The sequence below is a fragment of the Methylobacterium sp. J-077 genome (genome assembly GCF_022829365.1).
Classification (GTDB): Bacteria; Pseudomonadota; Alphaproteobacteria; order Rhizobiales; family Beijerinckiaceae; genus Methylobacterium.
The window spans coordinates 34,950-58,168 of the sequence record NZ_JAKSYJ010000168.1 but is presented as its reverse complement, the minus strand read 5'-3'; the positions used below and the strand labels follow the sequence as shown (position 1 = coordinate 58,168).

27 protein-coding genes and 1 tRNA gene are annotated in these 23,219 nt (G+C 64.1%); 18 read left to right on the top strand and 10 right to left on the bottom strand.

Going from position 1 to position 23,219, the window contains the following annotated elements:
• Positions 1 to 23: 23 nt before the first annotated feature.
• Positions 24 to 1,217 (bottom strand): flagellin, encoded by a 1,194-nt coding sequence (locus tag MKL11_RS21690; protein ID WP_243947223.1) that lies wholly within the window; start codon positions 1,215 to 1,217, stop codon positions 24 to 26.
• A gap of 626 nt (positions 1,218 to 1,843) precedes the next feature.
• Positions 1,844 to 3,931, bottom strand: coding sequence for a tetratricopeptide repeat protein (locus MKL11_RS21685; RefSeq protein ID WP_313900768.1), 2,088 nt, complete (start codon positions 3,929 to 3,931; stop codon positions 1,844 to 1,846).
• 737 nt (positions 3,932 to 4,668) lie between these two features.
• On the opposite strand from MKL11_RS21685, the gene MKL11_RS21680 reads away from it, so the two are divergent.
• The 14 genes from MKL11_RS21680 (at position 4,669) to MKL11_RS21615 (ending at position 15,134) form a co-directional block, all read left to right on the top strand.
• Positions 4,669 to 5,841 carry a tyrosine-type recombinase/integrase gene (locus MKL11_RS21680; protein WP_243947219.1) on the top strand — a complete coding sequence of 391 codons (1,173 nt, stop codon included), beginning with the start codon at positions 4,669 to 4,671 and terminating at the stop codon, positions 5,839 to 5,841.
• Entirely contained in the window at positions 5,838 to 6,404 is a 567-nt protein-coding gene (locus tag MKL11_RS21675) for a hypothetical protein (protein ID WP_243947217.1), read from the top strand. The genes MKL11_RS21680 and MKL11_RS21675 overlap by 4 nt, the downstream gene beginning before the upstream one ends.
• 117 nt (positions 6,405 to 6,521) lie before the next feature.
• Positions 6,522 to 6,758 (top strand): excisionase family DNA-binding protein, encoded by a 237-nt coding sequence (locus tag MKL11_RS21670; protein ID WP_243947215.1) that lies wholly within the window; start codon positions 6,522 to 6,524, stop codon positions 6,756 to 6,758.
• 210 nt (positions 6,759 to 6,968) lie between these two features.
• On the top strand, positions 6,969 to 7,349 hold the full coding sequence (locus tag MKL11_RS21665; protein ID WP_243947213.1) for a hypothetical protein: 381 nt from the start codon (positions 6,969 to 6,971) through the stop codon (positions 7,347 to 7,349).
• Positions 7,350 to 7,352: 3 nt separating this feature from the next.
• The gene (locus MKL11_RS21660) at positions 7,353 to 8,156 is read left to right on the top strand and encodes a helix-turn-helix domain-containing protein (protein ID WP_243947211.1); all 804 of its coding nucleotides are present in this window, start codon (positions 7,353 to 7,355) and stop codon (positions 8,154 to 8,156) included.
• The gene (locus MKL11_RS21655) at positions 8,149 to 8,838 is read left to right on the top strand and encodes a hypothetical protein (protein ID WP_243947209.1); all 690 of its coding nucleotides are present in this window, start codon (positions 8,149 to 8,151) and stop codon (positions 8,836 to 8,838) included. The genes MKL11_RS21660 and MKL11_RS21655 overlap by 8 nt, the downstream gene beginning before the upstream one ends.
• On the top strand, positions 8,829 to 9,056 hold the full coding sequence (locus MKL11_RS21650; RefSeq protein ID WP_243947207.1) for a hypothetical protein: 228 nt from the start codon (positions 8,829 to 8,831) through the stop codon (positions 9,054 to 9,056). Before MKL11_RS21655 ends, MKL11_RS21650 begins: the two co-directional genes overlap by 10 nt.
• An 859-nt stretch (positions 9,057 to 9,915) precedes the next feature.
• Positions 9,916 to 10,425, top strand: coding sequence for a DUF1441 family protein (locus MKL11_RS21645; protein ID WP_243947205.1), 510 nt, complete (start codon positions 9,916 to 9,918; stop codon positions 10,423 to 10,425).
• Between the two features lie 184 nt (positions 10,426 to 10,609).
• Positions 10,610 to 11,638 (top strand): hypothetical protein, encoded by a 1,029-nt coding sequence (locus MKL11_RS21640; RefSeq protein WP_243947202.1) that lies wholly within the window; start codon positions 10,610 to 10,612, stop codon positions 11,636 to 11,638.
• Positions 11,635 to 12,189 carry a Clp protease ClpP gene (locus MKL11_RS21635; RefSeq protein WP_243947200.1) on the top strand — a complete coding sequence of 185 codons (555 nt, stop codon included), beginning with the start codon at positions 11,635 to 11,637 and terminating at the stop codon, positions 12,187 to 12,189. The genes MKL11_RS21640 and MKL11_RS21635 overlap by 4 nt, the downstream gene beginning before the upstream one ends.
• Position 12,190: 1 nt before the next feature.
• Positions 12,191 to 12,508, top strand: coding sequence for a hypothetical protein (locus MKL11_RS21630; protein WP_243947199.1), 318 nt, complete (start codon positions 12,191 to 12,193; stop codon positions 12,506 to 12,508).
• A gap of 2 nt (positions 12,509 to 12,510) precedes the next feature.
• On the top strand, positions 12,511 to 12,747 hold the full coding sequence (locus MKL11_RS21625; RefSeq protein WP_243947197.1) for a hypothetical protein: 237 nt from the start codon (positions 12,511 to 12,513) through the stop codon (positions 12,745 to 12,747).
• Positions 12,737 to 13,525: a hypothetical protein gene (locus MKL11_RS21620; protein ID WP_243947196.1), complete on the top strand. Its 789-nt coding sequence runs from the start codon at positions 12,737 to 12,739 to the stop codon at positions 13,523 to 13,525. The genes MKL11_RS21625 and MKL11_RS21620 overlap by 11 nt, the downstream gene beginning before the upstream one ends.
• Entirely contained in the window at positions 13,494 to 15,134 is a 1,641-nt protein-coding gene (locus MKL11_RS21615) for a hypothetical protein (protein WP_243947194.1), read from the top strand. Before MKL11_RS21620 ends, MKL11_RS21615 begins: the two co-directional genes overlap by 32 nt.
• Before the next feature lie 172 nt (positions 15,135 to 15,306).
• Here the strand turns inward: MKL11_RS21615 and MKL11_RS21610 are convergent, their stop codons facing one another.
• Positions 15,307 to 15,507: a hypothetical protein gene (locus tag MKL11_RS21610; protein ID WP_243947192.1), complete on the bottom strand. Its 201-nt coding sequence runs from the start codon at positions 15,505 to 15,507 to the stop codon at positions 15,307 to 15,309.
• Positions 15,508 to 15,593: 86 nt separating this feature from the next.
• Complete coding sequence (locus tag MKL11_RS21605) at positions 15,594 to 16,127, bottom strand: hypothetical protein (protein ID WP_243947190.1); 534 nt, start codon at positions 16,125 to 16,127, stop codon at positions 15,594 to 15,596.
• Between the two features lie 242 nt (positions 16,128 to 16,369).
• Between MKL11_RS21605 and MKL11_RS21600 the strand changes: the two genes are divergently transcribed.
• Positions 16,370 to 16,849, top strand: a complete 480-nt coding sequence (locus MKL11_RS21600; RefSeq protein ID WP_243947188.1) for a hypothetical protein — start codon at positions 16,370 to 16,372, stop codon at positions 16,847 to 16,849.
• A gap of 113 nt (positions 16,850 to 16,962) precedes the next feature.
• On the opposite strand, the gene MKL11_RS21595 is transcribed toward MKL11_RS21600, so the two are convergent.
• From MKL11_RS21595 to MKL11_RS21580, 4 genes are all read right to left on the bottom strand, one after another.
• Complete coding sequence (locus tag MKL11_RS21595) at positions 16,963 to 17,619, bottom strand: hypothetical protein (RefSeq protein WP_243947186.1); 657 nt, start codon at positions 17,617 to 17,619, stop codon at positions 16,963 to 16,965.
• Between the two features lie 5 nt (positions 17,620 to 17,624).
• Positions 17,625 to 18,407: a DUF4145 domain-containing protein gene (locus tag MKL11_RS21590; protein WP_243947184.1), complete on the bottom strand. Its 783-nt coding sequence runs from the start codon at positions 18,405 to 18,407 to the stop codon at positions 17,625 to 17,627.
• 128 nt (positions 18,408 to 18,535) lie between these two features.
• Positions 18,536 to 19,330, bottom strand: coding sequence for an SPOR domain-containing protein (locus tag MKL11_RS21585; RefSeq protein ID WP_243947182.1), 795 nt, complete (start codon positions 19,328 to 19,330; stop codon positions 18,536 to 18,538).
• A 98-nt stretch (positions 19,331 to 19,428) separates the two neighbouring features.
• A complete protein-coding gene (locus MKL11_RS21580) occupies positions 19,429 to 19,569 on the bottom strand; it encodes a hypothetical protein (RefSeq protein ID WP_243947180.1) in 141 nt (46 codons plus the stop codon).
• A 149-nt stretch (positions 19,570 to 19,718) separates the two neighbouring features.
• Between MKL11_RS21580 and MKL11_RS21575 the strand changes: the two genes are divergently transcribed.
• The 3 genes from MKL11_RS21575 to MKL11_RS21565 are packed head-to-tail and all read left to right on the top strand — an operon-like array spanning position 19,719 to position 21,774.
• Positions 19,719 to 19,985: a hypothetical protein gene (locus MKL11_RS21575; protein WP_243947179.1), complete on the top strand. Its 267-nt coding sequence runs from the start codon at positions 19,719 to 19,721 to the stop codon at positions 19,983 to 19,985.
• 11 nt (positions 19,986 to 19,996) lie between these two features.
• On the top strand, positions 19,997 to 21,523 hold the full coding sequence (locus tag MKL11_RS21570; RefSeq protein WP_243947177.1) for a hypothetical protein: 1,527 nt from the start codon (positions 19,997 to 19,999) through the stop codon (positions 21,521 to 21,523).
• Between the two features lie 2 nt (positions 21,524 to 21,525).
• Positions 21,526 to 21,774 carry a hypothetical protein gene (locus tag MKL11_RS21565; protein ID WP_243947175.1) on the top strand — a complete coding sequence of 83 codons (249 nt, stop codon included), beginning with the start codon at positions 21,526 to 21,528 and terminating at the stop codon, positions 21,772 to 21,774.
• A 121-nt stretch (positions 21,775 to 21,895) separates the two neighbouring features.
• Here the strand turns inward: MKL11_RS21565 and MKL11_RS21560 are convergent.
• Positions 21,896 to 21,982 (bottom strand) — tRNA-Ser (locus MKL11_RS21560).
• A gap of 78 nt (positions 21,983 to 22,060) precedes the next feature.
• Complete coding sequence (locus MKL11_RS21555) at positions 22,061 to 23,218, bottom strand: tyrosine-type recombinase/integrase (protein ID WP_243947173.1); 1,158 nt, start codon at positions 23,216 to 23,218, stop codon at positions 22,061 to 22,063.
• Position 23,219 lies beyond the last annotated feature (1 nt).

The window sequence follows — 23,219 nt, the reverse complement described above, 5'->3', positions numbered from 1 at the left end:
CTCTATGTCGCTGCGGCTGACGCTTAGCGCAGCAGCTGCAGGATGCCCTGCTGGGCGGTGTTGGCCAGCGACAGGGCCGAGATGCCCAGCGACTGGCGGGTCGACAGGGCCTGCGAGTTGGCAGCCTCCTGGTTCAGATCCGCCGCCGTCAGGTTCGACGAGCCGGTGTCGAGGACGTTGATCAGGTTCTTGCTGAAGTCCTGACGGTTCTGCACCACCGACAGGTTCGAACCGAAGGTCGAAGCATCGGTGCGCAGCTGGCTGGAGGCGGTCGTCAGCGTGCTGAGCGTCGTGTTGATGTCGGCGTTGAGCAGGAAGTTGCCCTGGCCGACAGTCGAGGTCTTCGTCGAGGTGCTGGTGATCGAGGTCAGCCCCAGGCCGCTCGAGGTCTCGTCGGTGGCGGTGACCGTGAGGTTCGAGTTGCCCTTCGGGTTGAAGTTGATCGTCAGGTTGTTGTTGGCACCCTTGCCGTTGATGAGGTTCGTGCCGTTGTAGCTCGAATCACCCGCCAGCTGATCGATCTGGGTCAGCAGGCTGTTGTACTGCGAGGCCAGCGTCGACCGGGCCGAGACGCCGGACACGCTCAGGTCCGAGCTCTGGCCGACCGCGGTGGTCGTGCCGTAGGTCGGGCCGGACGAGGCCGTGCCGCCGGCGAAGCCGAGGGCCGTCTGATCGGCCGCGGTCTTGAATTCCACGTCCGAGGACGCGTTCAACACGATCTTGGTGCCGTCGGTGCTCTTCGAGAAGCTGCCGGCGCCCACCGCGGTATTGAGCTTGGTCAAGGCCTGGTCGAGCGTGTCGGTCGAGGCCAGCGCCACCGTGGTCGCCGAGCCGTTGATGTACAGGTTGAGCGTGGTGTTGGCGGCCGGCGCCGCGTAGGCCGTCGAAGCGGTGCCGGTGGTGGTGATCTGGGTGGACAGCGCCTGGTTGGCGACCGACTTGGCCTGATCGACCAGCTTCTGGATCGAGGTGATGCCCTGGTTGGCGGCCTGGATCGACTGGATGCCGTTCGAGATGCCGTCGAGCAGGTTGCCGAGATCGCCCGAGCGCTGGCTGAGCGACTGGGAGGTGAAGAAGCTCACCGGGTTGTCGAGGGCCGAGGAGACCTTCAGGCCGGTGGACAGCCGGTTCTGGGTGGTCGCGGTCAGCGAAGCCGTATCCTGCAGCGAGAGCAGGTTCTGGCGGGTGGCGGCGGTGAGGGTGACGCTGGAGGACATGAGGACGATCCTTTTGATCGAAAAGCCGTCTTATTGGCGGCCCATGCGATGTATCTCCCCACCGCTTGCCGAGATCTTAATTCGATATATCAAAAAATGTATCCGTCCAGACATCGTTAACAATCGTTTTTCGGGATCAAACAGCAATTGAAAATCTAGTCCTCTCGAAGCGGCATTACGATTACGGCAGCGTAATCTCCCTTATTCTGAGGCGATAGGCCATATCTTGGAACCAAGTATAAGAAACACTATTTGTAATCGCAAATCGAACGCGCTGCAGACCAATCGAACTGTGAGGTCTTTATCGTTTCAGGATCAACAAAGTCCGGCGACAGTCTTTGATGGCCGATGTCCCGTCCCGGAGCGCGGTCGCGGACGAGCACTGGTCAGCCAAGCCGGAGGACCGCTGTGGAGCCTATCCTTCGAAGGTTTGATCTCAGCTGCGCCTGGAGCCCGAGCCCCCACACAGAGGTTCGTGACGATGGGCCGGCATCGACCATCGCAACGCTGTCGAAAAGCCGAGCGGCCCGTCGTGATATCGCGACCCAACTGCAATCAGGGGTGGACGCTTCCCCGATTTCCGGCCGACAATCCGTACGGGAGGCCGCTCGCGGCCGCGTCGCGCCTCAGGCCTGGCCTTCGGACGACCAGTGCCGCCACATGCCCCGAAACGCCGCGGCGACATCGGCGGCCAAGCCGGCATGATCCATGAGCGGACTGGCATGCAGGCGCTCGCGAAGACCCTCGCGGATCACGCGAAGGCGATCACGGTCGCAGGCCAGGTCCCGGGCGATCGCCACGTAGGATTCCTCGCTGTCGGCGATCAATTCGGGAAGATCCATCGCCGTGAGCACCGAAACGCCGGTGCGCGCCGCCGCGTGGCCCCCGCGAAGTGTCACGAAGGGCACGCCCATCGACAGGGTGTCGTAGCTCGTCGTGCCGCCGTTATACGGGTACGGGTCGAGGGCGATATCCACCCGCTGGTAGAGTTCGTGATAGCCGCTGTTGACGCGCGGCTGGAAGATCACCCGGTCGATGGGCATTCCGGCCGCTGCGAGGCGCGTCTCGACTGCCACGCGGACCTCGGGGTTTCCGATGTCGCCGATCACCATGAACAGACGCGCATCCGGCACGGCCACCAGGATGTCGGCCCAGGTCTTCAGCGCGGAGTCGCAGACCTTCGTCAGGCGGTTGAAGCACCCGAAGGTGACGTAGCCCGCATCCTCGAACGGCGACCGTTCCCGCACCGGTGGCAGGTTGTCGACACCGGCATAGGTCGCCGTGACCCGCGGGAGGCGCCAGAGCCGCTCCGCGTGCAGGGGCTTGGCGAGGCCGGGCGGGTCCGTGATCGGGTCGGTGAGGCGATAGTCGATGGCGGTCAGGCCGGTGGTTCCCGGATGCCCGATCCAGGTAACCTGGACGGGGGCGGGCTTGCGGGCGAACATCAGCAGGCGGTTGCCGGCGCTGTGGCCGGACAGGTCGACCAGGATGTCGATGGCGTCGGCCTCGATCCGGTTCGCCGCTTCGTCGTCGTCCAGGGAGGCGAGATTGTACCAGCCATCGAACAGCGGCTTGAGCTGCTCCGAGATCGCGTCCTCGCTGGCGTGGGTCATGTAGGCCAGCACCGAGAAGGCATCCCGGTCGACGGCACGCAGGTACGGCTCGAAGAAGCGGACGAGGGCGTGGTTGCAGAGATCGCCCGAGACGAATCCGACGCGCAGGCGGCGGTTCGGGTCGCGATCGTTGGCGAAGGGGCGGCGGCGCAGCAGCCGGTCCGCATAGCGGCGGCCGTAGGCCAGCGCATCGGCGGCGTATTCCGTGTGCGGAATGTCGGCGGCGTAGAGCTTGGCGAACAGGCGGTTGGAGGCGACGAACAGCTTGGACGGGTCCAGGCTGAGGGCACGGTCGAACGCCTCCACGGCTTCGCCCAGGCGGCCGAGGGCCAGCAGGGCGCTGCCGCGGTTGCTGTGCGCGCCGGCATTGCCGGGCTCGAGCACAAGCGCCCGCTCGGCGTGCCGCAGGGCGTCGCCGTACCGAAAGCGGCGCTGGTAGACCCCGGCGATATTGGCATGCGCGATGGCGAGGTCGGGATCGAGTTCGAGGGCCTTCTCGAGCGCGGAGATGGCCCCGTCATGATCACCGCGGTTGGTGAGGACCGAGCTGAGGCCGCTGTAGAACAGCGGGTTCTCGGGCTCGCGGTAGAGCGCGATGCTGATCAGGTCGAAGGCCAGTTCGGGCCGGTTGGTCCGGGCCGCGACGGCACCGGCGAGGTAGGTCGCGTGGGCGTGGGTCTCATTGAGGAGCAGCACGAGGTCGAGCAGCGCTTCCGCCGGGAGGAACTCGCCCCGGTCGTAGCGGATCTGCGCAGCGCCGAAGGTGCTCTCCATGAAGGCCGCATTGAGCGTCTGCGCCTCAGGCCCGAAGCTCTGCGCCTTGTAGCGCTCCAAGATCGCGCGCGCGTCGGGCTGCCGGTCGACCGCGAGCAGGGCGGTGGCTAGCGCCAGCCAATAGCCCGGGCGCTCGGGTGCGCCCCGCAATGCCGTGACGAAATGGGTGACGGCCTTCTCCGGGGCACTTCGCGCCGCGATCTGGCCGAGTTCGTAATGCGCCTCGGGATGGTCGGGCTCGGCACCGAGCACCCGGCGCAGGCTCGATTCGGCTCGATCGAATCGCCCTGAGGCGCGATAGTCCCGGGCCTTCGCGAGGCTGCGCACCGACGCAGAACCCTGCGCAGTACCGCGTGCCCGCCCGCCATATTGATCGAGCATTCCACGCCCTCCCGTCGCGCCGAGATTGCGAAAGCAGGGTTAAGGGCGCGTAAATCCACCCGGAATTCGCGTTATCGAACGTAGAGAAGGTTCGTCCCAGCGCGGGCACGGGGCAACCGGCGCAGGCGCGTCCCGGGTGAGATCGCCGCACCGAGCCCACAAGGTCTCCGCATAGACAGCCCACGGCTCCGTCCCGCCCATCCTGTCGGCCAGGATCGTGGTTCGCAGATTAGAGGCCCACGCATCCAACGGACACGGCAGCCGAGGACGCGGAGATGGTTCGAGCACGACAGCCTCGCGGGTTCGGTCGCGACCCTCGCTGCTCAATGTTGCTGGATCACGGCTGCCGGCCCGAACACGCGAACGTGAGCCGGATACCGCGCCGGAGAAGGTGGTTCGGTACCGATGGCACGGCCAGCCCCCCGATCACTTCGCATCCGCCGGTCGGCGCAACGGCCATGCATCGACGATGGCGCTTCGCATTCAACGCAGGCGGCGGAAGGGGTGTCCCCACAAGGGGTGTCCACGACTGTCCGCCCATGTCTGTAAGCTGTTGTTTTTCTTGGGCCACCACCCCCTACGCCGTCTTTCCGTACACACACGGACACGCTACAATCCGGCTTACGTTTGTAGGTAAGGCTGTAGGTTGTCAGTTGAGGCGCGGGCCGGGACAGCTGTCTGCATTGGTCGTCTCGCGCACGCGGGAGCCGGGCCTCTACGCCGACGGCGGTGGCCTCTACCTGCAGGTGACACATGCCGACGCTCGGTCATGGATCTTCCGGTTCATGCTCAACGGGCGCGCCAGGTCGATGGGTCTCGGCTCGCTCCACACGCTGACGCTGGCCGAGGCGCGCAACAAGGCCACGGAGTGCCGAAAGCTCTGCCTCGACGGTATCGACCCGATAGAGGCCCGTCAGCGGGTTCGATCGGCCGCTCAGCTCGACGCGGCGAAGGCCATGACGTTCGACGCCTGCGCCGAGGCCTACATTGAGGCTCACAAGAAGGGGTGGCGCAACGCGAAGCACGGGGACCAGTGGCGCAACACCCTGGCGACCTACGCTTCGCCCGTATTCGGCCCCCTCCCCGTCCAGTCGGTCGACACCGGGCTCGTGATGCGGGTGATCGAGCCGATCTGGGGCGACAAGACTGAGACCGCGACCCGGGTTCGGGGGCGCATCGAATCCGTGCTCGATTGGGCTGCGACCCGCGGCTACCGCCAAGGCGAGAACCCTGCGCGATGGCGCGGGCACCTGCAGAACCTCTTGCCGAAGCGGTCCAAGGTGCAGCGCGTCGAGCACCACGCCGCCCTCCCCTTCGTTAAGATCGGCGAGTTCGTCGCCAGCCTTCGCCAGCAAAACGGGACCTCGCCCCTGGCGTTGGAATTCACGATCCTGACGGCCGCTCGCACCGGCGAGGTGATCGGGGCGACCTGGGACGAGATGGACTTGGCCGAGCGGGCCTGGACCGTGCCGGCCGAGCGGATGAAGGGCTGTCGCGAGCACCGGGTGCCGCTCTGTGACCGTTCCGTCGAGATCCTCGAACACCTCAGGGCGCATGGCGACCGATACGTCTTCCCTGGCGGCAAGCGCGGCAAGGCACTCAGCAATATGGCGATGCTTGAGCTGCTGAAGCGCATGGGCCGGCCCGACCTGACTACGCACGGATTCCGGTCGACCTTCCGCGACTGGGCGGCCGAGACCACGCGCTTCCCATCCGAGGTGGTCGAGATGGCGCTCGCCCACATCATCGAGAACAAGGTCGAGGCGGCCTACCGGCGGGGTGATCTTTTCCAGAAGCGACGCGAGCTGATGGATGCCTGGGCCGCCTTTGTCTCAAGGGCTGGACCTGCTCCGTGACACCAGATCCCGAGTCTGCCTACCGGAAAGCTGTCGAGGCTATTGAGGAGCGCATCGAGGCCATCAGGCTGGACCTTGATTCCCTGAGGCGATCGTCAGAGGCGGTGAATGCCGATGCCGAAATCTCATTCTCGCTCGAAGACATTGAGGCGGGATGGGATGAAGCAAAACGATTCGGCGATCTCATTGCCAAGACTAGCCCCCATTTAGCTGAGGGTGTTCTGAGGGCTCACCTTCGATCACTCGACGGCTGGTACGGTGCCGGGCGTCTACTCAGCCGTAGCGAAGTGGTGTCGCGTAGATTTGGGCCGAAGGCGCACGCCGCCGCGCGTGCAGCAAAAGCGCGGAGGAATAGTCCTGTCCATCAGGCTGAGGCCGATGTCATCTCGAAAGAACTTGCGAAGGTCCGATCTACATCTCCAGACATCAATCCATATGCTGCCGCGCCTCTAATTTTGAACGGTGTGAACGAACGTCTGAAAAGCATCGTGATTGATGGGCGCCGCCTCAAGGTGCTCTCGGAAACTACGATCGCTCGCCGGATCCTTCGCTTCAGTCTTTAAGAGTGAAGTGGCGCTACTTCAGTTTTAAAGAGTGAAGTAGATAACGACTAGACGAACACGGTAGGCGCAGCCAAGTATTGCGCATCCGCACACTGGCGGACACGGAAGGAATATCAAATGGCTCTGCAGCAGATGCAGGCGCCGCAGGGAGACCTGCGCGCGTCGACGGAGAAGCTGTGCTTCACGCTGATGGAAGCTTGCTTCAGCACCGGCCTCGGTCGCTCGACCATCTACCAGCTGGTGAAGGACAAGAAGCTCCGCGCCATCAAGGCTGGCAACCGCACCCTGATCCCGGCGGACAGCCTGCGTAGCTACCTCGCCTCGCTCCCGTCGCTCGAGACGGAGGCCGCGTAGCACAATGACCTGTAAAACAGATGAGGGACGCGGCGCGGCCAGGCGCTCACGTCCCTCGGATAGTGCCTCTCGCCAGAGTGACCTATCCGAAATAGCACCCGCCCCCTTCACGGTCCAGAGGCTCGCGCGGCGCTTCGGCCTGCCGCCCGCCACTGCAGCAGCGCTCGCTGAGCTCGCCTTCCCGACCATAGACACGTGGAGGGCGCGCGTATGAGCGGCCGCGACCTCGGCTTCTGTGCCGCAACTTTCCACGGCGATCAGCACCCGGTTCATGTCGGCTTCGTGTGTGGCCGTCGTCTCCGGTTCTATGCAGCCCCGACCTCCGATCGCAGGCCGTGGCTCAGCAGCGAAGACCTCTTCGACATGCTCGGCACACCGGTCCCATCGCGGCCGCGGCTGGTTCGCGTCTTCCAGGAAGTCATGCCCGAGGGAATCGCGACGATCTGGGCTGACGGAAGCCCGGTCCAGATCGTCGAAACGGGCTTGGCGCGCGGCTTGGTGGGCTTCTGTGACGAAGCCGCAGGCCTGGAAGAGCTCGCCGATGGATACACCGCTGTATGCGGCCAGGCCTTCGCTGTGATGTGGAACTGACCCATGGCCGGCGACCTCGTGGATCGGTTCCGGCTGCTGGTGGCGGCCTGCTGCGATCAGAACCTGTCGCCGGCGGCCCGGGCTGTGCTGGCCAAGATCCTCGACCACTACAACACCCGCACCGGGCAGTGCACGCCGTCGCTGGATCGCTTGGCCCGCACCTCTGGCCTCGCACGGCGGTCGGTGGTGCGGGCTGTCAAGGAACTACGCGAGAAGGGCTGGATCGACCGCGATCACTCGACCCGGGAGGATACTCGTGCGTTCGGCTCGAACCATTTCCGGCCGGCGTTCGAACGCGGCGACCTAGGGACAGAACGGTCCCTACCTAGGGACGAGGTTGTCCCTACCCCTGGGGACGAAACGGTCCCTAGGGTAGGGACCAAACGCTGCGCCGAGGTAGGGACCAAACGGTCCCCCGAACCTAGTAAGAAGAACCAAGGAAAAGGAACCAAGTCTGAATCGATCGATGATGCTGCCTTCGATCGATTCTGGCAGGCCTATCCAAGGCGGGTCGCGAAGGCTGCGGCTCGACAGGTCTTCGACCGGATTCTGACCAAGGCGCAGGCTACCGCCGACCAGCTGGTTGAGGGGGCCGAGCGCTACGCGGCCGCCACTGCGGGCAAGGATCCCGAACACATCGCCCACGCGAAGACGTGGCTGAACGGCGAGCGTTGGACCGACGAGCCAGTCCGACATCGGGATTCCGATATCGGCAGCACCGCCCAGCCGCATCACCCTAACAGCAAACCCAACAGCGCCACGGCCTACCTGATGGAGCGCCGGGCCAGGAGGATGAGCCATGGCTGATCGTGAGCAGACAACTACGAGCGTCGTAGCCTTCGAACGCCGCTCGGTTGCGCCAGCTGACCCGAAAAACCTGCTGCAGGTCGAGCGGATGCTGCGCGAGCACAGGGAGGCGGTGGGAAGGACCTACCTGCCGACTCTTCCGGCGATCAGGTCGATGGTGACGCCGGAGGCCAGGGCAGCCCAGACCGAACACCACCGGCAGACCATTCAGGGGATGCTCGTCCGAGCGGCGAACGTGCCGACCCTCGAGGCGATCAGCGATGCGCTCGACGTCGCCCTGGATGCTGAGCCTGACGAGGGCGCAGTCGAGGTTAGCCTCGCCGCGTTGATCGATTCCCGGATGAAGCTGCCTCATAACCTGCCGGTCTTCGTCGAGGCGGCGATCTTCGATCTCGTCGATCTGAACTTCCCGCCCAGCGTAGTCGCCGCAGCGTGTCAGAAGCTCCGTCGAGATAGCCGGTTCTTCCCGGAGATCAGCGAGATCGTCGCCGCATGCCGCGAGACGCTTGCCCGCTACCAGGAGCAGCGCCGACAGGTCGCTAAGGCTCTGAGCGATCGACGGCAGGCAGAGAGATGGCTGGCCCAGCTTAGCGCTCCAGCCGCTGAGGATCATGCCGACAAGCCTCCGCCGTCAAAGCCGTTCGATCCGAGCTCCAATTCGGGAGCATCAGGATGGGATTGAACGCCGAGCCCGTCTGGTTGCCGATGGAGATCGCGCCCCGGGATCGACGCATCGACATCAGGGCGGAGCGTTGGGTGGCCGATCACGACCGCATGCGGGTCGAGGTGTTCGCCGGATGCCGCTGGTGCAAGGGCGGCACAGTCCGGCACCCGGCACCGTACTGGCGGCGGCTGCCGACGGGGTGGACCGCTACCGGCTGGCGCGAGGTGGCGCTGTGAACCCGGGCGAGTGGGCCGCTCAACTCGACGACCTCGCCCGGCTGGAGGCGTTGGAGGCGCATCACCGGGAAGGCCTTAGGCTGGCTCAGGGGGCCATTGCAGCCAAGCGGGCAGTCATCGCAGCCGCGGCGGCCTCGACGCCTGTCCTGCGCGAGCCTGAACGTCCCGAGTGGCTACCGGTGAAGCTGGCCGCCCATCAGCTGGGGATTGAGCCAAAAGCGGCTCGGCGCCGAGCGCAGCGTGGCCTTTGGTCGGGCCGGGCGCGGAAGGTCGGCGGTCGCCTACAGCTCCACATGCCGAGCCAGCCAGAGTGCGGCGATGCCTGAGAGCTCGACTTTCCGTTCAGACCATCACGTTTACGACGCGACCCGTGGCAGCGGTTTCCGTGGCTGGAGGTGCCGGCGGTGGTTCCTTCTTGTCCACCGTGACAGCGACGGACTGCTTCCCGTCCATCGGCAAGCCCGATCGAATCGCTTCGGTCTGCGCAGCTCGCAAGACAGCAAAATAGTCATTGGAAGAGACGCTGATCATAGCGGGCGACTCCGGTCTAAGCCAAAGTCGTGGATACCAATTAAAGAGGACTTAAAGCGACGCTTAGATAGACGACTTCGTTCGCGTAGACAGTTAATCTCGTGCTGGGACCAAGGCGCGATATGCGGGTGGTTGCTCCTGACATTGGGGAGCACCCAGGCTCTCCCTCCGACGCCGCCACGGGCCTCGGGATGGTGACCATGGACCCTCCTGAAACCCCGGGTCCTTCCGGAGGGGTACCACCCCAGAGGTAACGCGCGAGGCTGAGGCCTTTTCCAGCGATGAAACACCGTAGTGTTCCACCACAATCGAGAGCGGAGAGTTGAACATGGCAAAGAAACTCTGGTCGGTGAACGCGATCTCGGCCGAACTCGATTATGACCGTCGCACCGTGACCAAGCGGCTTGCTACAGTTGCACCTGACGGCAGCGTTGGCGGACATCCCGCATGGCACCTCGACACGGTGCTGAGTGTGCTGAACCCGCGCAAGGAGGCGCCCGACGTGGCCCTCGATGGGCTGATCGAGATGGTGACCAGCCGCGTCCGGGATTGGCGCGAGATCTACGTCGACAGCAGGAACACCGGCGAGCCGGCCGGCGCCGTCAGCGTCGAAGCCATGGCGAAGTCAGCAGGGGTCGAGCCGGAGGACGTGCTGACGTGGTTGCGGGCCGGCTGCCCATACCTGACCGAGGGCGACTGGCGGACCGGCGCGGGCTTCGTCCTGCGCTTCTCCTGGGCCGCCGAATGGGCGAGCCTGATGCTGACCCGCGTCACCAACGCGAACGACTGGCAGGCTCAGAAAGCGCTCGGGCTGGGCAAGGGGGCCTTCGCCGCCTGACCTGTCGCGTTTTGTGAGCCCCACGACGGCCCGGTGTCGCGTTTTGTTACCTTTGCAGGCCCGTAGCCCGCGCCGACACTCCTGCCTGTCGCAGCACCCCAGGCCATGGCGGTGAAGCGGCAGGAGCGGCGTCGAGGTCTTGGCGGACTGCGCGGCGTCGCTCCTTCGATTTTGAGGAGCGGACATGCTGGGTCGACGGGACGTCCTGAAGCGCATCGAGGCCGAGGTGCAGGACCTCGAAACCCGGCATGCGGGCGTGCTGCGCCGGCTGGAGACCGCGGTAGACGAGGCCGAGCAGGCGATCGCCGCACAGCGCCACCTCCTGACCGCCGAGCGCGTCGACGCCGCAGCAGCTCGGAAGGCCGCTGACGCCTGCCGGCTCGCAACCGATCGCCGGGCCGCGCTGGAAGATGCCGGCCGCAGCCTGCACGCCGAGCTCGATCACGCCCGGGCGCGCCTCGCCGCCGAGCGGGACCGCCGCTTCCGCGAGAGCGCCGCCAGCGAGGTCGAAGCCCGGGCGCAGCGGATCGAGGCCGCCGCCGCCCGCCTGGACGATGCCGCCGAGGCCTTCGACGAGGCCCGCGAGGCCCTGGTGACGGTCTGCAGCCAGGATGCCGAGCGCAACCTCCTCGGCCACGGCCCTGAATACGCCTTGGTGGCCGCGGCGGCGCGCCGTGCCGGTGTCCTGCCGCGCGACCCGCTGAACGGCAAGTCGGTGGCCGGCGAGATTGGGATGGACGCCCGCACCGTGGCAGGCCGCATCGCCGGCGAGATGCGGACCAGGGCCCGAGCGATCCGCGAGGGCGCGGCGGCGGTCGTCACGACCCAGGCCGTAGATCCGGTCCCATCGCTCGGTGTGGCCTGGAAGACGGTTCGCATCGTCCTGGCGAGGGCGGCCTACTACCGGCCGACCAATGGCCGCGCGATCAAGGTCTCGGCCGGCGGCTGCGACTTGCCCGAACCGATCGCCGCGCGAGCCCTTAAGCTCGGCGTCGGCTTCGAGCCCACGTCGGCGCAGGCGCAGCAGATCGTTGGCATCCTGGCCGCGCACCCTTCGGCCCGGATCCAGACCGATGGCGTGGGCGGCTTCCGCGGCGACTTCAGCGCCGGGTCACGCCACCCGAAGGAGGTTCAGCCGGCCCTGCTACCCGCGGACCTCGGCGATCTCCCTGACGTGGATGCCGACGGCGTGTTCGCGAGGGCCGCCGAGTGATCGGCCCGCGCCGCTTCAGCCTGGAGCGCAACGACGGCCGGATCTGGATCGCCGGTCCGATCAATCCGGACGGCGTCTCCGTGGCCGCCCTGCGCAGGTCCTTCGCCGAGATTGATCCGGATGGCCCGGTCCGCGTGATGTTGGCGACCCCCGGCGGCTCCTACGTCGAGGGCCTGGCCATGTACCTGGCACTCCGCGAGTGCGGCCGCCCTGTCGAGATCACCGTGCGCCGGGCTGCCTCCGTCGGTTCCCTGGTGGCGATGGCGGGCACTCGCATAGAGATCGAGCCGACCGGCTGCTTCTTCCTTCACGGCGCCGGCTACGTGCGCGACGCGCTCTCTGGCCTCGTGCCACACATGACCGCCGAGACGTTCCGGCACGCCGCCCGCAGCCTCGATCGCGCCGATGCGGTGGTGCTCGACGTCCTAACCCGACGCACTGGCTTGCCGCGGCATGAGCTGGCCGCCCTGCACGCGTCGGACACGACCCTCAACGCCGAGCGCGCCGTCGCCCTCGGCTTCGCCGATTCCATCGCTAGCCCGGAGATCTGACATGGCGACCTATGCCGACCTCGATGCCCTGGCCGCCAACGACCCGACCGGCCATGGCCGCCTCTGGCTTCACGGCCAGGCGCGTGTCTGGTCCTACGCCGGCTGCCCGCTGGCGCCGGCCGACAACCTGCGGATCCCGTCGCAGTCTGTGCCCGACGCCCGCGTGCAAGCCGCGCTGGCCGACGGTAGCTGGGTGACGGCGGTGTTGGATACTTTCGCCCGGCCAATCACGGTGCTGGCCGTGATGAAGGCCCCCGCGCCCGGGGTCGTCTACCAGCCGATCACCCGGGCCGACCTCGGCACCTCGGCCGCGGCCTGACCGTGACCCGCGTCGCCGAGATCGCCGACTACCTGCTCAGCACCTGCATCGGCGACACCGAGGCGGCTTGGAAGGCCGAGGTGCTGGAGACGATCGCCGCGCGGTGGCCGGATGTGGGCGAGGTCGAGCTGACCGCGGCCTTCGAGATCATGATGATCGAGACCGGCACGCAATTGATCGAGGCGCTGGATCGCAATCTGCGACGCGCCGCAGGCATAGGAGCGCCCGATGGCCGATGAACCGCTCTCGCTTGTTGCCGAAGTTCGAGACCGGTTTACCGGTCCGCTGAAGGCGCTCCGCGCTCAGCTCCTCGATGCCGGCCGCGAGGGCGCGGCACACGGCGAGATCCTAGCGAAGGGCGTCGGCAAGGCGGAAGCGGCTCTTCAGACCACGGCCAAGACCGCGCAGACGGTGCTCAACCCGGCGCTGGCCGCGCTCGGCGTCACTGGTCTCGGCGCGGGCGTGGCGGTGGCGGGTATCGCCAGCGCTCTCAACAGCCTGACCGGCAACCTGTCGAGCCTGGGGCAGCTGTCCCGCGAGACCGGGATGGCCGCCGATCAGCTGCGGATTTTCCAGTCCGTGGCCGGCAAGTTCGGCATCTCCAGCGACGCGTCGGCAGCCGCGGCCAAGACCTTTTCGGAGAACATGCGCGATATCCGCCGCGGCGTAGGCGACGTGTCGGGCTTCCTGCAATCGCAGAACCCGATCATCGCGCAATACTATCAGCGGCTGCGCGGCACGAAGGACAACGACCAGGCCAACAAGATCGCGGAGGAGATGCTGGAGCATGTTCCGAACGCGATCGACCGCGGCCGGCTCGCGGCGCGGATCTACGGCAACCAGGATCTCGGGCGGCTGGGCGATCAGCACCTCAGCTCAATCGCGGGGCTGAACAAGAAGGCCGAAGAGAAACTGGGGCCGCTGCCGGAAGGTGCGGTCGAGAGCGCCGAGCGGTACGAGCGCGATCGGCAATCTGCGCTCCTCAATGCAGAAGGTCGGCACGACGATCGCTCTTGAGCTGATCGGGCCGGCCGAGCGGTTCACTTCCTGGATCGAAGACATCGTGTCGGACAAGCGCAAGGAGGGCATCGACGCCTTGCGCAACGGCATGCGGGAGATCGGTACCGAGCTCGGCAAGATCCCGTGGAAGGAAGCTGGTGAGTCCGCGAAGGAGATGCTGCTCTCGACCACGGCCTTGGTGAAGCCGATGGCTGAAGGTGTGCGCGAGGTCGCCGCGGCGATCCGATCCTTCAACGAGGGGAAGTACCTAGAGACCTTCCGGCATTTGGATGGTGGCTCCGGCCCGCTAGCCCGTAAGTTGGCGCCGCTGCCTGGCGATGAGGTGCTGAACAAGCAAGATCGCCTAGACCAGATCAAAGGCCAACTTCAGAACTTCGAGGCCTCGGAGAAGAGCGGGACGGCTAATGAGCGCTCCCGTGAACAGGCGGACAAGCTTCGGCGCGAGATGGAGAAGCTGACGGAGGAAATCCGGGCGCTTCGGCAGAAGGACAACAGCGGCGCCACGACGCAGAAGTCCAGCGCCGAGGGCGAGGGACCGTTCGCCGGTGCCACGATCCAGTCCGCGGCCTTCATGGGCGGTGGCGGCTTCCGCAGGATGCCGAGCATCGGCGGTAACGCGAACCTGCCCGGCGGAGGTTCGGGGCCGGGCTACTCAGGTGAGCAGAGCGAGCGCAACGCGATGCGCGAGCAGTTCCGTGAGCACCTGAAGCGGACCGTGCCTGGCTACGATGGTGGCGCTACCGTGCCGATTGCACCGGGCACTAAGTTCCCAGAGATGGGTGGCGCCGGGCGCCTGCGTGGGATCGGCGGCGGGCGCGGATCAATGCCGGGCATCCCCGATAACGTGCCGATGACGGCGGAGGAGCGGAACACGCTTGGGCTCATCATGAAATATGAGAGCCACGGCCAGAACACCATGAACTACGAGGGTAAGCGCCAGGGTCTCGATCCCCTGACGGCCAAGGGCTACACCGCCCAGGGCTATTACCAGATGCTCAACTCGAACTGGCGGCGGATCGCGCCGGGGCTTGGGATCAAAGCGCCCAACGCGATGTCCGGCAGCTTGGAAGAGCAGACGCGCGTGGCGCTGCACCTTCTGCGGAACGGGGGCATCCGCAACTGGTCGAACTATAACCCGGCGCTTCGAGGCGCGCTTGCCCGCCGTGAGCAGGCGCCGGTCGCAAGCATCCAGAATATTCCGCAGATCGGGGAGCGTCCTCGCATCTCATCCAACGATCCTGATTTCCTGCCGAGCGGCGCGCCAACGGTGCTCAAGCCCAACAGCATGAAGGATGCACCCGGTCTGACGATGGACGAGGCCAACCGGCTCCGTGGCGGTCAAGCGGACGGTGATGGCTGGGCAGCGCGCGAGAAGGCGCGCAAGGAGTTCGAGGCCAAGATCCAGCAGGGTGAAGGGCGGCTCGACCGATCGGCTGGGCGGGCCGGCGTCATGGGTGGCGCGAAGGTCGACGCGAGCGGCAGCGTGGTCGTCAACGTCGCCAAGCCCGGGCCGGACACTCAGGTGCGCACCTCAACAGCAGGCAACCTGTTCAAGGACGTGGTGCTGCGCCGCGGTCGGCCGATGGCGTCAGGCGACAGCACGTAGCGTCGTGCAGCGCAGCGGTGTGCAGATGCGCAGGGCGGATTGAGCCTCATGGTTCGGCCTTCGTCCGCCATCGGACTGATCAGGAACCGCGGGGCCGCCCATCGGTCTACCGCTCGTTCCTCCCGGAACCACCTCAGCCCCGCCGGCAGCCGCCGCGCGGGGCTTTTTTGTTTCAACGCTGACGATTCAGCTCGGCCAGCATCTCTTTGCCCGTCGCCAGGAAATATGCCCTGATGGCCGGATCGACGATGGGTCTGTCGCAATGGGTTTCGACGACGTGCATCGATCGATTCCCCGGCGTAGCCAGGACGTCGGCTAGATAGGCTTTCACCTCAGCCTCGCTGTTGATCGTGTAGGGTTGAATGAGATCCATGATCCCTCCGCTTTAGCCCGCCCGGTTCGCCGGTGCGGGCTTTTCTGTGCGCTTTCTTCGCCGTGCTTCTACCCAAAATAATAGAGTTAGCCCTTTGCCCAGATAATGCCTTCTCGTGCAATGCATCCCTCGGGACATTTTGCATTGCCCGCATTAATATATCCGAGCTTTCGCATGATCTCTGCCGCTAGACTACCGGCCGACATAATCGTACCGGGAGTTTTGGTGTCGCTATAGTCCTCTCCGAGAAGAGACTGAAAGAGCTTGTCTAAGCTGCAGATCGCAGGCTTTCCCTCACTTGCAGCAGCTTCCATTGCAGCTTTGCCCTCGGCGGACTTCGAAATTATGACCATTTTTTTATAGATTGGGTCCGTAAACGACATAAGCTTTGGTTTAGGCTTTAAGCCATTCTCGTTCATTATATCTACGATGTATGACCCGGCGGGATCGATCAGAGCCCTCTCGTAAAGTGTGCGCTGTTCTGACTCTTTGAGATCGCGGATTCTCTCGATAGTCCATTTCTTCAGCGCCACAGCGTCCAGTCCCATCGCTCTTGTGCACGGCCATGCGTTTGTCGGCATGGTCGCAGCAGGATTCACCAAGCCAGCGATCTCGTCCACACTCTGCCGCGGGCAGATGATCTTCGCTGCCCTACCGGTGAGATCGGACGCTCCCCCGCCCCGTGAGCAGATCGGGGCGGGGCCGAGCGGCCAAGGGGCGCTCGAAGCGACTGTCAGCGCTGGCTTTCCCCAAAGCGATCCACAGTCCTCCACCGGCATCGCGCGAGCCAGAGCTGAGCCCTGCTGAACCGCGCGACCGGATCTGGCATGTTCCGCCTTCGTTCCAGAATGGAGTCGATGCGGTGGGGGCTCTGCGGGATGTTCTGCCGGGGCGGGTTTACGTGGACTGCTCGTCCTGCAAGCGGTCCGGCCGGTACACCGTCGCCAGCCTGCGAGAACGGTTCGGCCAGGACGTGTCGACGCTCGATGTGCTGCGCCACCTCACGGCGTCGTGTCGCTACCAGCGCGCGCCCGGGTCACCGCCGGCCCGAAAGTATGAGCACCTGTGCCTGGCCGCGATCACGCTGCCGCCGCCGATGCGGCCGGACATCCCGGTTCCGCCGGGCGTCCCCTACACGGTTGAGGTCTGGACGGAGACGGGCAGCATCGAGGTCCGGCTCGCGGTGATCTACCCGATCGACATGGCGCGGGCGGCGTTCGAAGTGGCCTGCCGGCTCTGGCCGAAGCACGAGGTCACGCTTCGGGATCGGTGCCGGATCGTGGAGCGGCGGGAGCGGCCAGAAGCGCCCGCCAGAGCGGCACCCGCCGATCCGTCGCCCTGATCGCCAAGCCATCAACGACGATGGCGAGGGCGGCGAGGGCTGTGCGCATGGTGGCAGGATAGCCGCCGGGATGGCGGTGTCGAGGCTTGGCAACCGATGAAGTCTGAGGTTCTCTATTCCCCACGATTGAATATACCCTTGAAATCATATCCGAACTGGATTGGTCCCTGATCGGGCATGCCGCTGTAAAAAGCTCTTAGCCTGACCGCTAGATCTCTACTCTCAGTTGTCAGCTCCGCGTGGAAGATAGCTATGCCGTCAAGCAATTCGCTGAGTAAATCTCGGCTGTTGATTTCATTGTATTCGAGCTCATGGCTGCATTTTGCGTAAAAAGATGAAACGTCGCGGGCGATGCTCGGACCAAGCAGCCCTAAATCTGAGATATATGCATCAAATATCGGATAATATTTATGAGAAACCTTCACCGATTGCTTTATGAATGGCAATCCACCGGCCTTCTGAGCCTCGTTTTTCTCACGCATGGAAGCAAAGCTATTGGCGATGCCGTCAAATTGTTGCGTTAGGCCATCGATCTCACCGTGCAGAGCTGCGGCTACTTGGCGTCCGCGTTGCTCTTCGTCTGCCTTCTTGGCCGCTCTCGCCAGTCCGTCGGCGTGCTGTCGCGCCTCCGCCTCGATCTTTGCACGGTGATCCTGCGCGGCGATGAGGTTCGCGAAGCCTCGGCTTGTCTGGTAAGCGATAGCTCCGAGGCCAACGATGGTTCCAACCAGCGTAGCAATCGGCTGAGTGAGGATAGAGGGCTCAGGCATCGAGGTTATGGCGTCTCAGGCTTGGGAAGCGCGGCCAGTTTGGCCGCTTCTAGCTGCGCTGTCTTCGCGGCAGACAACGCGGTCACTTTGGCGAGACGCTGCTGACGAGCATTTCGAGCAACGTACCAATCTTCGAACAAGAGCTCGATCAGCTCGATCAATATCTGAGCTTCGTCTGGGTCGACGTCGACGATCACATTGATGTCTTTTTCCATGTGTGCGCCGATGTTGCCGACTTCACGGACACTGTCGATGGCGTCAACGGTTTCGGAGGTGACCCCTGCCGGCGCTGCGCCTTCATCGATCGCCTTTCTCAGTGCCTTTATCTCATCGATCAACCGCCCTCGCGATATATTACAGAAGTCGCGGATCATACCCTGTAGGCAGCGGCGTGAAAGCGTAGCGCTGGCTTTGGGGCTAAGATTTTTAATGCGGCAAGCTTCAAGATAATCATCACGCAAAGGCTTCGGGATGTAATCGGGCTGAAATTTCGCCGATGACTCGGGAAGAAGCTGCCAGAACGCTAATTCAGAGCCTAATCTGAAATTTCCATTATGATCAATGTTTGCCTGAAAAATAGAAGTTCCATAAGTTACTTGATTACACTCGCTTCCAAGACACCGGATAAGATATGAGCCAACGTACAGCTTTCCGTATAAACTCTTTCCGACATCTAACAACCTGTGCGTAAGTTTGGCATTTTCAGTGGTTGCAACTTGCGATCTATTGCAGAATTCACACGTCCATTGAAATGGTTTTTCTTGTCCGATCAAGGCAAAATAGTTCATAGATTAATCTCGCGGTTTATAGATCTCACTTCGCTCAATTCGAGTTTCATGGTGTTATCTACGCAGCTACACCCAGGCTCTTCGCCGTTCTCGTCGATGAAGATGACGTCTGAACCTCTCATACAGCATTAAGGCCTTGAAGGCGGTAGCGGGACAAAGACAGAGTCATAATTTGGCGATGAAGTAAGTATCTCATTTGAAGGTCCGCCCCCCTTTGCGACAAAACATTGCCCACCTGCGGCCTGCAAAGCTTGACAAACCGACGATGCGTCTGCCTTGGAGTAAGGTCCTAGCCTAGCTCGATATAGTCGTTTGCCATTAACTTCTGCAGAAATGATCACGATAGGCTCGTTTGAAATGGCAGGATAGCGAGCTTTGATATCGTTTATTGCTTGAACTGCTTCTTGCTCTGTCGATCTTACGGCCAGTTGCACTGAAAAACCCGAGTTGCTTACCGTTGATTCCACAGATATATTTGGACCTTCGCCAGGTTTGCGAGCCCGCAGATACGTATTAATTTTTTCAATCCTACCGGGCTCAGTAAGGAGGCCTGATTTTATCAAGAAATCTAGATTGTCAGCTGCTTTGTCAGGCGAATTTGCCTTGAGCGACTCAAGTATGCGCGCAGCTTTAGCTTTACTGGCCTCAATCTCACGCTGAACGTTGGCGTTCCAAATGAGGCTTACAGTACTGACAGCTACGGTCAGAACACCGGTCACAACCGCAACGAACAATGGATTTGTAAATCGACTGCGATTGTGCTCCTTGATTCGAATGTCTAATTCATCTCGCTGCAAATTAAGCTTTGCTTCATTGGTAAAAGCCTCTTTCTGCTTCGTAGCCAATTCTCGCTCACGAATGCTGTTGTCAGCCTCCCATTTCTCGCGCTCACTTGGTGCGCTCGTTGCTGATTGTTCTGACAAGATTTCGATCCAATGTAGTTAGATACATACAATTCAATAAAATCATAGATATTTAAGCAATGGGCCGAGGGGCGTTCTGCGCCCGCATTTGAGCATGCTCACTTCAGATAGCCCTTCGCCTTCAGGTGCTCGGCAAGCGCCTCGCGGATGGCCTCCGGGCGGGACGGCTTCGGATCCGGCAGGTCGGCGATCCAAGCATCCAATGGCGCGGCGTGCTCAGGCTGAAGGCGTACCGTCACCGGCTCGCCCTTACCGGTCGCCGGGCGACCTCGCCTTTTTATGCCATCACTAATTGACATCGTATTTTTATGATGGCACAAATCGCAGGCCGGGACAAGGTTGCAGCCTCGTTCCCGGCCCTGACCACGCCCGTCCTTCGGAGACGATCATGGCTACCCATCATTCTACAGCACCGGCGCGCGCCGGTGAACGCTCTCGCTCGCCATCAGCCCACTACAATCGCGCCAAGCCACCCCTGGAGGCCGATGAGGCTGCGCCCGGCACCATTGAGGCCTGGGAGGCCGTCGCGCCGATCCGGCCTGACACGGCGCACGTCCGGGCCCCGCGCTTCCTCGACCTCGCCGGCGAGCTGCTGACCGCCACCCTCATCATCGCCGGGGGCGTGTTCGCCTACGGCTACCTCCCTCTCGCGTGAGGGAGAGGGCCATGACGAAGCAGAACACCGCGAAGGCGGCTCAGCCCGCCACTGACCTCCGCCAGCGTGCAGCCCGCGCCCGGGACGCCGCCGGCCGGTTCATCAAACGCACGGAACGACCGGACCCGACCTCGCCCGCAATAGCAGACCAGACCGATGCCGATCTCCTACAGCTCGGCGATCAGCTCGATGACGCGATGGCCCGCGTTGAGGTGCTCAGCCGGGAATGGATGCGTGTGGTTGATGTTGCGGCGGCCGCCATACCGCAGCGCCCCGCCTGCCTCTACTTCCGCGCCTCAGACCACGCGCTCTACCTTCGCATGCACCTCGCCCGGCCGAGCGAACTCGCCGGGATGGAGGTGACGGCTGAGGATGTCGCGTGGATGCGGCGCAAGCCCTACGCCCGCGAGGTGCGGCGTCCCGTTCGACCGGAAGATGGGCTGCCGGCGGACGCGCACACGGTCGTCGAAAGTCACCCGTGGCCGGAAGCGCAGGCCCGAGCCGATGAGATCATCACGGCCTGGGATGCCTGGAAGGCGGAATGCGCTCGGGTTCGCGCCTCGATAGAAGGCGAGGAGACCGAGGCGGAGGAGCGCGCGGAGGCTGTCGAAGTCGAGATCCTGGCGCTCGCCGACCGCGTCGCCGAAATGCCGGCGACCACGGCCGAGGGCCTGAGGATCAAGCTGCGCGTCTCGGCTCACTACGTCGAGGAGCACGATGGCGACTATCCCGCCGGCCGGTTCCTGAACTCGCTTATTCGCGACGCACAGATCGACGTTTCTACCAATCCTGGAAAAAACCCCGTCAGCGCCCCGCACCCCGACGCCGCCTTGTTCGCCCTCGGCGCCCAGTTCATGGCCGCCTGGGTGGCCGAGGAGGCGGACGGCGACGAGCCGGAGTACCGTATCTGCACCGGCATCGCCCAGCAGATCATCCGGACGCCGGCCGTGACGGTGGCGGGGTACGGCATCAAGGCCCTCCTCCTCGCCCGCCTCGACAGCGATAGCTCCGGGCCACACAAGCCGATCGAGGTTCACGGCCCACCTGACAGTTGGTGGAACGCGCTCCGCCAGGTGCAGCAAGGGGCCGCCCTCCTAGCCGCCGCACCCGATATGGGAATCCCCATGTCGGCGTCAGCGGAGGCCGTTACGGGAATTCCCGTTTCGGGCAGCTTGATCGAGGATCGCCTCCCGGCTCCGGGGTACGACCTGTCTCAACTGTCGATCGTCGAGCTCGCCCGCCTCTATCCTGTGGTGGTGCGCGTCGAGGAGGTTATGGGCAGCGCCGAGAACGCACCGTGCTTCTGGGAAGCCCCGAGCACCTACCGGACTTCCGCGGGCAAAATCATCAACCGGGAAGCCGATCGCCTGTCGCAGCTTCTCTCTGCCATCGCGCAGGAGATGAGGCGCCGCCAGCCCGCCGATGAAAGCGAGGCCGAGGAGCGGGCCAACACGCTGCTCTGGCACACGGTGGTGACCGGCGGCGTCGCCGAGCACCCAGAACTCATCGCGGAGATCAACGCCACGTGGGGAGCCTGACCGTGGGCAACATCATCACGTTCCGGCGCCGCCAGCCGCCGGCTCTACCCGACACCCGCACCCGCATCGAGGGCGCACTTGCCCTGGCTCTCGATGCCGTCGACCACCTGGTGGCCGCCCTCGACGAAATGGACGGAGATCCGGACCTCGAGGACGGCGGCGATTCGGAACCGAGCCTGGGCGCACCGGATGGTCAAATGACGCAGATCATCTGGCTGCGTGGCGGCGATCGCGACTTCGAGGAGAGCTAGCCGTCCACATTCGGGCGTCACTCGGAGCCCCACGCCGTCATATTGTAGGTAACGTTGTATGCTGGAGGTCAGGCAATATGCCTAAGTCGTTGCAATATATGCGTTATTTGCCGCCAAGCGGCGGAAGGGGTGGGATTCGAACCCACGGTGGAGTTGCCCCCACGGCGGTTTTCAAGACCGCTGCCTTAAACCACTCGGCCACCCTTCCAAGCTATTGCGCCGCTTAGACAATCTGCCTCGATGGGTGGGCCTGAAAAGCGGCGTTTGCTACCGCTTTGCTACCCAATCATCCGGCAACCCTGTCTATGGCCGCGCGGAGGGCAGCGTCAACCTTCGCGGCTGCGTCCTCCTGCATTCCCGGCAGGACGTGCGAATACAGGTCCAGCGTGATCGCGATGCTGGAGTGGCCGAGGCGCTCTTGGGCGATCTTCGGATGCACGCCGCTTGCAAGCATCTGCGTCGCGTGGCTGTGCCGGAGGTCGTGGAAGCGAACCCGGGGCAGCATCTTGGACAACGCCAGGATGCGCGTGAACTCGTGCGTCAGGCTGTTTGGCTGAACCGGGCGCCCGTCGGCCTGGGCGAACACGTGGTCGTCGTCGGTCAGGCGCATACCGAGTTTCAGCAGTTCCTCGGCCTGTCGCAGCCGATGCCGGCGCAGTTCTTCAATAGCCAGGGATGGAAGCGCCACGCGTCGAGACCGGCCGCTCTTGGTATCCTTCGTCCGGATACCTGCTTTGGTCTGCTCGGTGCTCTCGACGATCGCAAGGTGGCCAGTGGCGAAGTCAACGGCCCGCCAGCGCAACGCCGTAACTTCGCCCCGACGCAGGCCGCACAACACGCCGAGCAGGATCGGCACGAACATGCGGGTTGGCCGAAAATGCGCCAGCAACGTCGCGGTCTCGTTCGCATCCAGCGCCCGCATCTTGGTCCGCTCGACCTTCGGCGGGTCGACGGCGTCTGCGGGGTTCCGGTGCAGGATCTGCCATTTCACGGCTTGGCCGAGCGCTTGCCGGAGGATTCGGTGCATGTGGTGGACGGAGCGCGGCGCCAGACCGCCGGTGCCGTCACGGCGACCACTGACGAGCGCCTTGGCGTAGGCCGCCGAGATCTGCTCTGGTCGGAGGCTCGTCAGCACCGCGTTGCCCAGCAAGGGAACGATGTTTTTCCGGGCCAGCTCGGTATAGCGCTCGTGACTCCGCGGCGAGACCAGTGTTCGGACGTGTTCAAGCCAGCGATCAAGGAAAGCTGCTACCGTCTCCTTACCAGGCTCGACGTAGTCCCCTCCCCCAATCGCGGTGATCAGCCGGGCGCACTCCTTTTGCGCCCCGCGCTTAGTGCCGGCGAAGCTATGCCACTTCCGCTTGCGCTTGCCGGTCTCTGGATCACGCAGATCAAGAATGATCGCCCATTTGCCGGGCGAGCGCTCGCGGAGGTGGCCCTTCATG

Excerpts from the sequence above, each read along its gene's own strand:
- MKL11_RS21690 (WP_243947223.1), bottom strand. The coding sequence starts at position 1,217 with ATGTCCTCCAGCGTCACCCTCACCGCCGCCACCCGCCAGAACCTGCTC.
- MKL11_RS21670 (WP_243947215.1), top strand. The coding sequence starts at position 6,522 with ATGGCTCTGCAGCAGATGCAGGCGCCGCAGGGAGACCTGCGCGCGTCG.
- MKL11_RS21665 (WP_243947213.1), top strand. The coding sequence starts at position 6,969 with ATGAGCGGCCGCGACCTCGGCTTCTGTGCCGCAACTTTCCACGGCGAT.
- MKL11_RS21660 (WP_243947211.1), top strand. The coding sequence starts at position 7,353 with ATGGCCGGCGACCTCGTGGATCGGTTCCGGCTGCTGGTGGCGGCCTGC.
- MKL11_RS21655 (WP_243947209.1), top strand. The coding sequence starts at position 8,149 with ATGGCTGATCGTGAGCAGACAACTACGAGCGTCGTAGCCTTCGAACGC.
- MKL11_RS21650 (WP_243947207.1), top strand. The coding sequence starts at position 8,829 with ATGGGATTGAACGCCGAGCCCGTCTGGTTGCCGATGGAGATCGCGCCC.
- MKL11_RS21645 (WP_243947205.1), top strand. The coding sequence starts at position 9,916 with ATGGCAAAGAAACTCTGGTCGGTGAACGCGATCTCGGCCGAACTCGAT.
- MKL11_RS21640 (WP_243947202.1), top strand. The coding sequence starts at position 10,610 with ATGCTGGGTCGACGGGACGTCCTGAAGCGCATCGAGGCCGAGGTGCAG.
- MKL11_RS21630 (WP_243947199.1), top strand. The coding sequence starts at position 12,191 with ATGGCGACCTATGCCGACCTCGATGCCCTGGCCGCCAACGACCCGACC.
- MKL11_RS21620 (WP_243947196.1), top strand. The coding sequence starts at position 12,737 with ATGGCCGATGAACCGCTCTCGCTTGTTGCCGAAGTTCGAGACCGGTTT.
- MKL11_RS21615 (WP_243947194.1), top strand. The coding sequence starts at position 13,494 with ATGCAGAAGGTCGGCACGACGATCGCTCTTGAGCTGATCGGGCCGGCC.
- MKL11_RS21610 (WP_243947192.1), bottom strand. The coding sequence starts at position 15,507 with ATGGATCTCATTCAACCCTACACGATCAACAGCGAGGCTGAGGTGAAA.
- MKL11_RS21595 (WP_243947186.1), bottom strand. The coding sequence starts at position 17,619 with ATGCCTGAGCCCTCTATCCTCACTCAGCCGATTGCTACGCTGGTTGGA.
- MKL11_RS21590 (WP_243947184.1), bottom strand. The coding sequence starts at position 18,407 with ATGAACTATTTTGCCTTGATCGGACAAGAAAAACCATTTCAATGGACG.
- MKL11_RS21575 (WP_243947179.1), top strand. The coding sequence starts at position 19,719 with ATGGCTACCCATCATTCTACAGCACCGGCGCGCGCCGGTGAACGCTCT.
- MKL11_RS21570 (WP_243947177.1), top strand. The coding sequence starts at position 19,997 with ATGACGAAGCAGAACACCGCGAAGGCGGCTCAGCCCGCCACTGACCTC.
- MKL11_RS21555 (WP_243947173.1), bottom strand. The coding sequence starts at position 23,218 with ATGAAGGGCCACCTCCGCGAGCGCTCGCCCGGCAAATGGGCGATCATT.